General features: G+C 66.9%; 9 protein-coding genes. 6 read left to right on the forward strand and 3 right to left on the reverse strand.

Going from position 1 to position 11,563, the window contains the following annotated elements; translation table 11 throughout:
* The first annotated feature begins 58 nt into the window (after nucleotides 1-58).
* Nucleotides 59-1,765, forward strand: coding sequence for a DUF6311 domain-containing protein (locus tag ACUSIJ_RS22310; RefSeq protein ID WP_449310628.1), 1,707 nt, complete (start codon nucleotides 59-61; stop codon nucleotides 1,763-1,765).
* Nucleotides 1,766-1,780: 15 nt separating this feature from the next.
* Here the strand turns inward: ACUSIJ_RS22310 and topA are convergent, their stop codons facing one another.
* Nucleotides 1,781-4,576: a type I DNA topoisomerase gene (gene topA, locus ACUSIJ_RS22315; protein WP_449310629.1), complete on the reverse strand. Its 2,796-nt coding sequence runs from the start codon at nucleotides 4,574-4,576 to the stop codon at nucleotides 1,781-1,783.
* A gap of 206 nt (nucleotides 4,577-4,782) precedes the next feature.
* On the opposite strand from topA, the gene ACUSIJ_RS22320 reads away from it, so the two are divergent.
* Nucleotides 4,783-5,229, forward strand: a complete 447-nt coding sequence (locus ACUSIJ_RS22320) for a hypothetical protein (RefSeq protein WP_449310630.1) — start codon at nucleotides 4,783-4,785, stop codon at nucleotides 5,227-5,229.
* A gap of 87 nt (nucleotides 5,230-5,316) precedes the next feature.
* Entirely contained in the window at nucleotides 5,317-5,922 is a 606-nt protein-coding gene (locus ACUSIJ_RS22325; RefSeq protein ID WP_449310631.1) for a copper chaperone PCu(A)C, read from the forward strand.
* Between the two features lie 108 nt (nucleotides 5,923-6,030).
* Here the strand turns inward: ACUSIJ_RS22325 and ACUSIJ_RS22330 are convergent, their stop codons facing one another.
* Both ACUSIJ_RS22330 and ppk2 read right to left on the reverse strand, forming a co-directional pair.
* Nucleotides 6,031-6,447, reverse strand: a complete 417-nt coding sequence (locus tag ACUSIJ_RS22330) for a hypothetical protein (protein WP_449310632.1) — start codon at nucleotides 6,445-6,447, stop codon at nucleotides 6,031-6,033.
* A gap of 184 nt (nucleotides 6,448-6,631) precedes the next feature.
* Entirely contained in the window at nucleotides 6,632-7,555 is a 924-nt protein-coding gene (ppk2, locus tag ACUSIJ_RS22335) for a polyphosphate kinase 2 (protein ID WP_449310633.1), read from the reverse strand.
* 105 nt (nucleotides 7,556-7,660) lie between these two features.
* Here ppk2 and ACUSIJ_RS22340 point away from each other — a divergent pair, with 105 nt between their 5' ends.
* The 3 genes from ACUSIJ_RS22340 to pstC all read left to right on the forward strand — a co-directional run bounded on the left by ACUSIJ_RS22340 (nucleotide 7,661) and on the right by pstC (nucleotide 11,563).
* Entirely contained in the window at nucleotides 7,661-8,965 is a 1,305-nt protein-coding gene (locus ACUSIJ_RS22340; protein WP_449310634.1) for an ATP-binding protein, read from the forward strand.
* A 315-nt stretch (nucleotides 8,966-9,280) separates the two neighbouring features.
* Nucleotides 9,281-10,345, forward strand: coding sequence for a phosphate ABC transporter substrate-binding protein PstS (gene pstS, locus ACUSIJ_RS22345; protein WP_449310635.1), 1,065 nt, complete (start codon nucleotides 9,281-9,283; stop codon nucleotides 10,343-10,345).
* 225 nt (nucleotides 10,346-10,570) lie between these two features.
* Nucleotides 10,571-11,563 (forward strand): phosphate ABC transporter permease subunit PstC, encoded by a 993-nt coding sequence (pstC, locus tag ACUSIJ_RS22350; protein ID WP_449310636.1) that lies wholly within the window; start codon nucleotides 10,571-10,573, stop codon nucleotides 11,561-11,563.

Genomic DNA, 11,563 nt, shown 5'->3' on the forward strand with positions numbered 1-11,563 from the left:
TATCAAGTTCTGCACTGCATTCCCGTTTTGGAGCAGTAGCGATACTGGAGACGGGCAAATGCGTTTCAGCGGGGACGGGTTGCCGACTGTTCTTTCGTATGTTTTTGCCTTCGCGCTAGGGTTGTATATTACCCTGTCGGTCTTTCCGGTCGATTTCATCTGGCCCCCGGTTATCGCCGCGCATGCGATTTCGCAGGACTTCGCGCAGCATATTATCGGCCAGCGCTACTTTATCGCCGACGCATGGCGCTGGCCTTTGCTCGATGTCCCCCGGCTCAACTTCCCGGACGGCGTCCATGTCGCGTTCACCGACTCCATTCCCGTCCTCGCGATGCTGCTGAAGGCGTTTTCCTTTCTGCTTCCCGATGGTTTTCACGGCTTTGGTCTGTGGTATGCGTTGACGTGGACCATGCAGCCGGTGACGGCGGTCTGGTGTCTGCGTGCGGCCGGCGAGCGGCGCCTGCTGCCGGCGGTCTGCATCGCCGTCGTCGCCATCGCCATGCCGAGCTGGTGGAACCGCTTTCCGCATGCGTCGCTGACGGCCCATTTCCTCATCTGGATCGTGTTCGGCCTCTATTTTTACATCGTGCGCTACAACACGTGGCGGTATTGGGTGGCCGCATTCCTGTTCATCGTCGTCGCGCTGTTCACGCACCCCTATCTGTGGGCGATGACGGCGGCGCTGCTCGCCGCCGTTCCGCTGACGCATGTCTTCAATGGCGATGCGCGCTGGCGCTCGTCGCTGCTGGCGAGCCTCGTCGCCATCGGCGCCAGCATCGGCGTGGCGTGGCAGACCCACTATCTCGGCGCGCACGGAGGCGGCGGCTTCGGCATTTTCGGCATGAACCTGCTGTCGCCCTTCTGGCCGGCGGGCTCGACGCTGCTGCCTTTCGATCTTCCCCTGCTCTACACCCAGGAGTATGGGGCATGGGAAGGATATCAGTATCTCGGCCTCGGCATGCTGATCGGGCTCGTCTTCCTCCTGCTCGTCAGGCGAGGAGCGCTGCTTGGCGATTTGCGCCGTCATGCCGGACTGGTGCTGGCGTCAGTGTTCATGGTCGTGTTCTCCCTGTCCAGCACCATCGGAATAGGCGGCTACATTCTTGAGGATTTCTACGCGACGAACCGGTTCCCGGAGGGCATCAAGTCGTTGTTCGATCACTTCCGCTCGTCGGGACGCATGTTCTGGCCCGTCGCCTATATGCTGGTCCTCGCGGTTGTCCTGGGGCTGTCGCGCGTGCGGAACGCCTGGTTGAGGACGGGGCTGCTGGTGATCGTCGCGGTCATCCAGTTCGCCGACAACAGGAATGCGCGGGTGGCGCTGGCGCGTGAACTGTACACGAGCGCGAACAACACGAGCACGAACGCATGGCCTTTCGACGTCGTGCCGATACGGGAAGCGATCTCGCGGGCGTCGGTTCTGCGCATCTATCCGCGCTGGGAATGCGTGCCCCAAGGAGACACCGAGACCGAACTCGGGTACATCATCCAGTTGCTCGTCATCGCCTCCGAGACGGCGGTGCCGGTCAACACCATGTATCTGGCCCGCTGGCACGACAAGCGCGATTGCGCGGACCATCTGGAGATTGCCGCACCGCTGGAGCCGGGGGAGACGCGTATCATCGGGCCGACGGCCCGGCAAGCCTACGCGCCGCGCATCCCGGACGCCGAACGCTATTGCCGCGACATCGGCCAGCTCACCGTCTGCTCCCGCCCGGCCGAGGATGAATGGAGCAGCCGGGTCGATCAGCCTGCGAAAGGTTGAGGCGCGACCTGCCGCCTACTCGCCCGCGACGGTCTTCTTGCGGCCGCGGGCCGCCGGGCTCCCGTAGGCTTCGGCGGCCTTGGGGGTTGCCGGACCATCGTTCATCGCGCTGCCTTCCGGCGGCGCTCCCTCGCCGGGCGAGGTTCCGGCGTCGGCCTTTTTCGCGCGCGTGGCGGTTTTCCGGGTTGTGGTGCCGGCGGCGGGTTTCTTCGCGGTCGCTGGCTTCTTTGCGGCCGGCGTCTTTTTCCCGGCCGGCGCCTTCTTGCCCGCCGCGCGCTTGGCGCGGATCAGGATGACCGCCTCTTCCAGCGTATAGGAATCGGTCTCCACCCCCTTGGGCAACGTGGCGTTGGTGGTGCCGTCGGTCACATAGGGGCCGTAGCGACCGGCCTTCAGCGACAGGGTCTTGCCGGTTTCCGGTTCCTCGCCCAGCACTTTGCCGGGGTCGGAGGCAGCGCCGCGCCGTCCGCCGCCTTGCTCTTTGGCGATGATGAGGTCGATGGCGCGGTTGGCGCCGATATCGAGCACGTCATCGTCCTTGGCGAGGCTCGCGTAGGTCTTGTCGTGCTGCACATAGGGACCGAATCGGCCGATTCCGGCCTTGATCGGCTTGCCGGTTTCGGGGTGCGTCGCGACGGGGCGCGGCAGCGACAGCAGTTTCAGCGCTGTTTCCAGATCGACGACGTCGGGCGCGAGCCCGCGCGGCAGCGTCTGGCGCTTCGGTTTCTCCCTGGACTTTTCTTTCGGCTTCGCCGTGTCCTCCTCGGCCGCGTCGCCGCCGAGCTGGACATAGGGGCCGAAACGGCCGTCGCGCAGCGACACCTCGAGCCCCGTCTCGGGATCGGTGCCGAGCACCTTCGGCCCGTTGTCGCCGCCGTTGCCCTCGCCCTCGCCGGCGTTGAGCTGGCGCGTGTAGCGGCATTCCGGATAGTTCGAGCAGCCGATGAAGGAGCCGAACTTGCCGATCTTGAGCGACAGCCGTCCGCTGCCGCAGGACGGGCAGGCGCGCGGGTCGCCGCCGTCGGCGCGTGCAGGGAAGATATGCGGCCCGAGCACCTCGTTGAGCGAATCGATGACCTGCGTCATGCGCAGCTCGCGCGTGCCCTCGATGGCGGCCAGGAAATCGCGCCAGAAGTCGCGCAGCACCTCTTTCCAGTCGATCTCGTGGTTGGAGATGCGGTCGAGCTTTTCCTCCAGATCGGCGGTGAAGTCGTATTCGACGTAGCGCTGGAAGAAGCTCTCCAGAAAGGCGGTGACGATGCGGCCCTTGTCCTCGGGCACGAGGCGCTTCTTGTCGAGGCGCACATATTCGCGCTCGCGCAGCACGGCGAGCACGGCGGCATAGGTCGAGGGGCGGCCGATGCCCAATTCCTCCATGCGCTTGACGAGGCTCGCCTCGGTGAAGCGCGGCGGCGGCTCGGTGAAGTGCTGGGTGGCTCGGATCTCGCGCTTCTCCAGCGGGTCGCCCGCCTTCATGGCCGGCAGGCGGCCGCCGTCCTCGTCCGTCTCGTCGTCGCGGCCCTCCTGGTAGAGCCTGAGGAAGCCGTCGAACACCACCACCTGCCCGGTGGCGCGCAGGTCGAGCACCCGCGCGCCCACCCGCGCCGTGATGTCGGCCGTGGTGCGTTCGAGCTGCGCCGATTCCATCTGGCTCGCGACGGTGCGGGTCCAGATGAGTTCGTAAAGCTTCGCCTGCTCGGCGTCGAGATGGCGCGTCACCGCGGCGGGCAGGCGGCCCGGATCGGTGGGGCGGATCGCCTCGTGCGCCTCCTGGGCGTTCTTGACCTTGGACGTATACTTGCGGGCGGCGCCCGGCACGTAGGCGTCGCCGAACGTGCGGCCGATGACGGCGCGCGTGGCCGCGACCGCCTCCGGGGCCATGTCGACACCGTCGGTTCGCATGTAGGTGATGAGGCCGACCGTCTCGCCGCCGATCTCGACGCCCTCGTAGAGCCGCTGCGCAAGCTGCATGGTGCGCGCCGGCGCAAGCCCCAGCTTGCGCGAGGCCTCCTGCTGCAGCGTCGAGGTGGTGAAGGGCGGCTGCGGATGGCGCCTGGCGGGCCTGGATTCGATCGAGGCGACGGTGAAGGCTGCCGTCTCCAGCGCGCGCTTGAAGGCCTCCGCTTCCTCGCCGGTGCCGATATCGAGGCGGTTGATCTTCTTGCCGTCGGCGCCGACGAGGCGGGCCTCGAAGGTCGCGCCCTCGACGGTCGCCAGAAGCGCGACGAGCGACCAGTACTCGCGCGAGACGAAGGTCTCGATCTCGCGCTCGCGGTCGCAGACGAGCCTGAGCGCCACCGACTGCACGCGGCCGGCCGAGCGCGCGCCGGGCAGCTTGCGCCACAGCACCGGCGACAGGTTGAAGCCGACGAGGTAATCGAGCGCGCGGCGCGCCAGATAGGCATCGACCAGCGCCTGATCGATCTGGCGCGGATGCGCCATGGCCTCGGCGACGGAATCGCGGGTGATGGCGTTGAAGGTCACCCGCTCGATCGGCAGGTCCTTGAGCAGCTTCTTCTGCGCCAGCGCCTCGACGACGTGCCACGAGATCGCCTCGCCCTCGCGATCGGGGTCGGTGGCGAGAATGAGCTTTTCCGCGCCCTTGACCGCGCGGGCGATCTCGGCGACGCGCTTGGCGCCGCGGTCCTCCACCTGCCAGACCATGGCGAAATCGGCTTGCGGGTCGACCGAGCCGTCCTTGGGTGGCAGATCGCGGATATGGCCGAAGGAGGCCAGAACCTCGTAGTCCGCGCCTAGGTATTTGTTGATCGTCTTCGCTTTGGCAGGCGACTCGACGACAACGACTTTCATGATTCAATCCCCGATGGCTGACGCGACGATTGCACTTGAGTTTTGTGCAACGGGCGCGATAAGTGGGGGCAAAAGGCTGCACAAGTCAAATGCTGACACGCACCTTTCTCGCAAAAAATGCGCCAAGCGAACTTATTTCAGGCCGGGACCAAGCCTATTCGACCATGTTCCCCCGCAGGCGTCAAACGATCGGCAGGCACGGCCCTATGCGCCGCCTGCACTGGCTGAACCGCTTCCTGCGGGCGGCGATCCCGTGCGTCGTCGCCTACGGGCTGGCGGCGCACCTGATCCTGCTAGCCTTCGCCACCACGGTCATGGCAATGGGATCGCAGGGGCGCGCCGATTCCATCGTCATCGCCGCGCGCGGCGACGTGCAGGTGGCGATAAGGCTGGCGACGGTGCTCTGCCGTCCCGGGGCGGCATGGTCGGACGCGTTCGATGCCGGCGAACACACCAACCCGGACCGTGCACCCGCTCGCCTGTGCTGCGGCATATGCGCGCTGCAGGGCGCCGGCCTGCCCGGACCGGCGGGCGCCTATGCCCTGCTCACGCCGGAGTGGCGCCGCGCGCTCGCCCTTGGCGATATCCGCGAGGCCCCGCGCCTCGCCGCCCCGAGGCTGTCTCCCCCGGCACGCGGGCCGCCTGCGACCTGACCACCCATTCACCGCTTTTCGATATTGTGATCAAATGGATGGCGCAATGCCCCCTGTCGGGAAGGGGCGCGCCCTGGAGTGAGAGACATGACCCTCAAGACCATTCTTCCGATCCGCCGCCCGGCTGCGCCGGTGCTTCGCGCCTCCCTGTTCGCCCTGATGCTGTCGCTGCCGGTCGCTTATGCGCCCGTCGCCCAGGCGCATGAAGGGGCGCATGAGGCGCCGGACGCGCACGGGGAGGCCGTCACCACCTCGACGGGCCTGACGATCGAAGCGCCGTGGTCGCGTGCCACCGCCACGGGCGCCCGTGTCGCCGGCGGTTATCTGGTGCTGATCAACAAGGGCGACAAGGACGACGTGCTGCTGTCCGGCTCGACCGACATCTCCGAGAAGTTCGAGGTGCACGAGATGGCCGTCACCGACGGCGTGATGCGCATGCGCAAGCTCGACGACGGCCTGCCCGTGAAGGCGGGCGAGAGCGTCGAGCTGAAGCCGGGCGGCTATCACGCCATGTTCATCGGCCTGAAGCGGCCGCTGAGGGAGGGAGAGACCTTCACCGCGGACCTCGTGTTCAAGGAGGCCGGCACGGTGCCGGTGACGTTCGCCGTGCGCAGCCTGGGCGCGCGCGACGCCGGGCATGGCGGCGCGGAGCACAAGGAAGGCGCTCCCGCGGAAGGCGCTCCCAAGCATTGAGCCGGCTGCGGCAGCCGGTCCGCTTCCCAGATCCACGCTTCCGGCCTTGGGCCGGTCGCGTGCGGGCTCGGTCCGGTCTCAATGAGCCATACGCATTGAGGCCGGGTATCAGATGCGCCGCGCGGAGGGGATGAAGCGCAGGGTGAAGATGCGCCCTGCCACGGAACTGCCGAACGACGGGCTGAAGTTCAGCGGCGTGCAATCGAGGAAGGCGTCGGCGATGGATTGCAGGAACGCCCGCGCGCGGGCGTCGTTCTCGCCGAGCCGTGAAAAGGTGATGCGTGGCGGCCCCATGAGGCTGCCGTCGCGCCGGAAACTGAAACGGGCGGTGGCCGTCAGGCCGTCGGAGCCGCCCGGCGGGTTCCAGCACGCAACCAGCGCCGGGCCGATGTCGCGCGGCGTGTTGACGACGGGCGAGGCCGTCTGAGCTACAGCGCCGGAGGCGGTAGCGCCAAGGAGCAGACCGGACCAGATCAGGATTTGCACGGACCTGCGTGCAAGGGCAGGGCCAATTCGCCAGCGCATTTCTCGTCTCCGTCGCATGCTGAAAATCTAGCACGTGGACGGTTCAGCGAAAAGCTCACCCGTCCGGCGACGTTTCACCTTGCAGCGAACTGCATGACGGGCTGGCGACCTCACGTCTCGTCGCCGTCGTCAACATGGAGGCCCCGGGCTGCAATGTCAGTGGCCGTGCGCAACGCTGCGGCCCTCAATCCTCCCCGTTGGCGACCGGCTCTCCCCCCTTGCACAGGAAGCGCTTGGCCGACAGCACCACGCCCCTGTCCCGCGTGCCGACGGCGGCGATGTCCTTGTCGGCATAGGGGATGACGTCGAGAACGTGCTGGATGACCGCAAGTCGCGCGCGCAGCTTGTCGTTGCCGCGGATGACGGTCCACGGCGCATGGGGCGTGCTGGTGAATTCGATCATGCGGTCGAAGGCGCGGGAATAGGCATCGAAGCGCGGGATCGCCTCGTAGTCGATGGGCGACAGCTTCCAGCGCTTGAGCGGGTCGTGCTGGCGGGCGTGCAGGCGCGCCATCTGCATCTCGGGGCCGATGGTCAGCAGGATCTTGACGATCCTGATGCCGTCGTCGGTCCACAATTTCTCCACCAGCGGCGCCTCGTGCAGGAAGCGCTCGGTCTGCGCCGGGGAGCAGAAGCCCATCACGGCCTCGACGCCGGCGCGATTGTACCATGACCGGTCGAACAGCACGATCTCGCCGGCGGCCGGCAACTCGCACACATAGCGCTGGAAGTACCACTGCTGCGCCTCGATGTTCGACGGGCGCGGCAGCGCCACGATGCGCACCGAGCGCGGGTTGAGGTGCTGGGTGAACCGGGTGATGGCGCCACCCTTGCCGGCGCCGTCGCGCCCCTCGAAAACGATCACGAGGCGTTCGCCCGAGTCCCGCGCCCAGGTCGCGAGCTTCAGAAGCTCGATTTGCAGCTTGCGCAGCTCGCGCTTATAGATCTTGCGCGCCAGCTTGTCGTCGTAGGGAAATCCGCCCGACCGCAGGGCCGCGTCGGCGATGGGCGCCGGCAGCTCGGGGGCATCGATGTCGAACTGCGACAGGATGTCGTGCGTGTCCTGCGCGGCGGCCTCCCGCGATGCGTGTTTCTTATGGTTCGCCATGTGCCGTCTCCCTGTCATGAATCGAATGGCATCATAGCGAGTTAGGAAGGAAACTGACAATTTGGCGCCTCTGGCATGGGCGTTTGACGGGGGCGGGATACGGGTATGGAGTTGAGCGCACGCGCGATCGCCATTCGGTCGGCACTGGTGGTCTGCACCATCTTCATCGTGATCGGTTTCTTCCAAGGCACGCTTTCCTGGCCGGTGCTGGTCGCGTGCGTGCTCGCCGTTCTGGCGGTGGGCGGGCTGTTCCGCGACCGGCGGCCGCTGCGCGGCCGGCTGCCGCCCGACCGGGTCAAGCCGGCGGCCTCCGAACCGGTTGCCCCTCAGTCCCTGCTCGCCGCGCTGCCGGATCCGATCGTGCTGATCGACCGGCGCGGCATCGTGCTGAACCTCAATCCGGCGGCGCGGGAGCTGTTTCCGCTTCTGGTCGAGGCGCGGCCGCTCGCGTTCATCGTGCGCGCGCCCGCCGTGCTCGAGGGTATCGAGACGGTGCTCCACGGCGGCGCGGCGGTGAACGCCGAGTTTCGCGAGCACGGCGCGGTGGAGCGCACGCTGGAGGCGCATATTGCGCCCGTGCTCGCCCCAGCGGCCGCGACGGCGCCGGGTCATTCACATGCGCATTCGCGTTCGCAGCCGCAGGGCGCGGTGCTGCTGATTCGCGATCTCACCAGCGCCCGGCGCCTCGAGCACATGCGCGTCGACTTCGTGGCCAACGCGAGCCACGAGCTGCGCACGCCGCTCGCCTCGCTCATCGGCTTCATCGAGACCCTGCAGGGGCCCGCGCGCAACGACGAGCCCGCGCGCGAGCGGTTCCTCGCCATCATGCGCGATCAGGCCCAGCGCATGTCCCGGCTGATCGACGACCTGCTGTCGCTGTCGCGAATCGAGATGAACCTGCACGTGCCGCCGAGCGAGGTGGTCGAGGTGGGGCTTCTGGTGCGCCATATGATCGAGACGCTCGCGCCGCTGGCGCAGGAGCGCGGCGTCACGCTGGCGCTGGAGCAGCCGCCCGGGCCGCTGTTCGTCATCGGCGACAGGGACGACCTGCTGCGGGTGATCGAGAATCTGGTCGAGAACGGCATCAAGTACGGCCAGAACGGCCGCCGGGTCGACGTGACGATGCAGACGGTGGAGGGAGCGAAGCGCGGCGAGCAGGAAGTGATGGTCGAAGTGCGCGACTACGGGCCGGGGGTCGCGCCCGAGCATCTGCCGCGGCTGACCGAGCGATTCTACCGCGCGGACGTCGCCCACAGCCGCGAGAAGGGCGGCACGGGTCTCGGCCTCGCCATCGTCAAGCATATCGTCAACCGCCATCGCGGGCGCCTCGAAATCGCCAGCCGCCTCGGGGAAGGGGCGTCGTTCACCGTGTACCTGCCCGCGATCAGCAATCACGGCGCCGACGACTGAATTCCACAGCTCTTCCATGCGGCCGCTTTCATGGGCCTGGCGGTCGTTTGCGCCGGGTGTCATACGACGCTAATCTGTTTTGCCGGCGCAGCAGCCGTCGCACCTCCACCGGCGGCGCATGTCGCCGGAGCGTGGAATCGTTGAGACGCCGGCGGTTATCGGCAGTGCGGCGGCCGCAGGCGGCGCGGCGGAGACGTCAGGGATGTCCGCTCCGGTTGTATTGTGTCATTGAAGCGTCATTTGTGTGTCATAAAGAGAGCGTGTTCGACCGTTTAGGCTTCCTGCCTGTTATCCGGGCATGCGCTGCCCCGGCGGATGGGCGTTGTGTCGGTTTTTTGTTTTTTATTCTGGAGGCGTTCTGTGAAGTTTTCCCATCTTTATGCCGCCGCAGGCATCGCCGCCGCCGCATTCGCCGCCCCTGCTTCCGCGCAGACCGTGACCGGCGCTGGCGCGAGCTTCCCGGCGCCCATCTACGTGAAGTGGGCTGAAGTCTACAACAAGGAAACCGGCGTTCAGATCAACTACCAGTCGAGCGGTTCGGGCAACGGCATCAAGGCGATCAAGGGCAATACGGTTGCGTTCGGCGCCTCCGACGCGCCGCTTTCCGGCAAGGATCTCGAAGAGTCCGGCCTCGTCCAGTTCCCGACCGTCATCGGCGGCGTGGTGCCGATCATCAACCTGGAAGGCATCGAGCCCGGCGTGCTCACGCTCGATGGCGACACGCTGGCCAAGATCTTCCTCGGCGAGATCAAGCAGTGGGACGACGCCGCCATCAAGGCGCTGAACCCGGACGTCACTCTGCCCTCGACGGCGATCGCCGTCGTGCGCCGCGCCGATTCGTCGGGCACGACCTTCGCCTTCACCAGCTACCTGTCGGAAGTCTCGGCCGACTGGAAGGGCAAGCTCGGCGCCGGCACCACGGTGCAGTGGCCCGTCGGCCTGGGCGCGCCGGGCAATGACGGCGTCGCCAACAACGTTGCCAAGATCGCCGGCTCGATCGGCTATGTCGAATATTTCTACGCCAAGAAGAACAACCTTTCCTACGCCAAGCTCAAGAACAAGGCGGGGAAGGTCGTCACGCCCGAGACGGCGTCATTCCAGGCGGCGGCCGGCAACGCGGACTGGACATCGGCTCCCGGGTTCGGCGTGGTTCTCGTCGATGAGCCCGGCGACGAGTCCTGGCCGATCACGGCCGCGACCTTCGTGCTCGTGCACAAGGACCCGAAGGACAAGGAGCAGGTCGCGGCCGTTCTGAAGTTCTTCGACTGGGCGTATGCCAAGGGCGCTCCCTATGCGGACGAGCTCGCCTACATTCCGCTGCCCGACAGCCTGACGGACCGAATCCGCGCGGCGTGGGCGGCCGAGGTGAAAACCAACTGAGCTGCCGCTCGTCCCGGCGGCAGGTTCGTGACATTGACGAGCCGATGATATAGGGGGGTGCCATCGGAGCGCCCCGTTTTTGCCCGCTCGTCGCACTGGCCTCAGGCCTTTGCCACGGCTCCCGCCGCCGGATCTGTCGCGCCTTCCGCCCGACAGGGGCCGCATGCGGCGGCGCTGTCGTGCGGCGGGCCGACGAGTGCTTTTTTCGCGCACAGGCAAAGAGTTATGGCCGACGTTGCAATCAAGGACGTATCCCACGCTGGCGATGGGATAGGGAACCGTTCGCGGATCCTGGACAAGTTCAGGCGGGGGGACAGGTTCTTCTTCTATCTGACCCGAACCGCAGCGCTTCTGGTGCTGGGACTGCTGTTCGCCATCGTCGTGTCGCTCGCATACGGCGCGTGGCCGGCGCTCAGCCATTTCGGGTTCAATTTCTTCGTGTCCCAGTCGTGGGACGCCAATGCCGAGGAGTTCGGCGCGCTGGCGACGATCTACGGCACGCTGGTGACGTCGCTGATCGCCATGCTGATCGCCGTGCCCGTGGGGCTCGGGATCGCGGTCTTCCTCACCGAGCTGTGCCCGCCGATCCTGCGCCGGCCCATCGGCATCGCGATCGAACTGCTCGCCGGCATTCCGTCGATCATCTACGGCATCTGGGGCTTTTTCGTCTTCGCTCCGTTCCTGCAGCAGACGCTGCAGCCGTTCCTGATCTCGCTGTTTGGCCCGGTGCCGGTCCTCAACGCGGTTTTCGCGGGTCCGCCCTACGGGCTTGGCACGCTCACCGCCGGCCTCATCCTGGCGATCATGGTGCTGCCCTTCGTCGCCTCGGTGTCGCGCGACGTGTTCGAGACGGTGCCGCCCGTGATGAAGGAGGCTGCCTACGGCCTCGGCTGCACGACCTGGGAAGTGGTGCGCAGCGTCGTCATCCCGCACACCCGCGCGGGCCTCGTCGGCGGTGTGATGCTCGCGCTCGGCCGCGCGCTGGGCGAGACGATGGCGGTGACTTTCGTCATCGGCAACGCCAAGCAGATCTCGGCCTCCATCCTGCAGCCCGGCACGACCATATCGGCGACGATCGCGCTCGAATACGCCGAGGCTTCCGAGGGGCTCTACCGTTCGTCGCTGGTGGCGCTGGGCCTGATCCTCTTCATCATCAGCTTCATCGTCCTGGCGGCAGCGCGGCTGATGCTGGCGCGCCTCAACAAGCTGGAGGGCTGA

The organism is Pseudochelatococcus sp. B33 (assembly GCF_053570585.1).

Coding starts and splice junctions, on each gene's coding strand:
- ACUSIJ_RS22310 (WP_449310628.1), top strand. CDS start 59: ATGCGTTTCAGCGGGGACGGGTTGCCGACTGTTCTTTCGTATGTTTTT.
- topA (WP_449310629.1), bottom strand. CDS start 4,576: ATGAAAGTCGTTGTCGTCGAGTCGCCTGCCAAAGCGAAGACGATCAAC.
- ACUSIJ_RS22320 (WP_449310630.1), top strand. CDS start 4,783: ATGCGCCGCCTGCACTGGCTGAACCGCTTCCTGCGGGCGGCGATCCCG.
- ACUSIJ_RS22325 (WP_449310631.1), top strand. CDS start 5,317: ATGACCCTCAAGACCATTCTTCCGATCCGCCGCCCGGCTGCGCCGGTG.
- ACUSIJ_RS22330 (WP_449310632.1), bottom strand. CDS start 6,447: ATGCGCTGGCGAATTGGCCCTGCCCTTGCACGCAGGTCCGTGCAAATC.
- ppk2 (WP_449310633.1), bottom strand. CDS start 7,555: ATGGCGAACCATAAGAAACACGCATCGCGGGAGGCCGCCGCGCAGGAC.
- ACUSIJ_RS22340 (WP_449310634.1), top strand. CDS start 7,661: ATGGAGTTGAGCGCACGCGCGATCGCCATTCGGTCGGCACTGGTGGTC.
- pstS (WP_449310635.1), top strand. CDS start 9,281: ATGGGCGTTGTGTCGGTTTTTTGTTTTTTATTCTGGAGGCGTTCTGTG.
- pstC (WP_449310636.1), top strand. CDS start 10,571: ATGGCCGACGTTGCAATCAAGGACGTATCCCACGCTGGCGATGGGATA.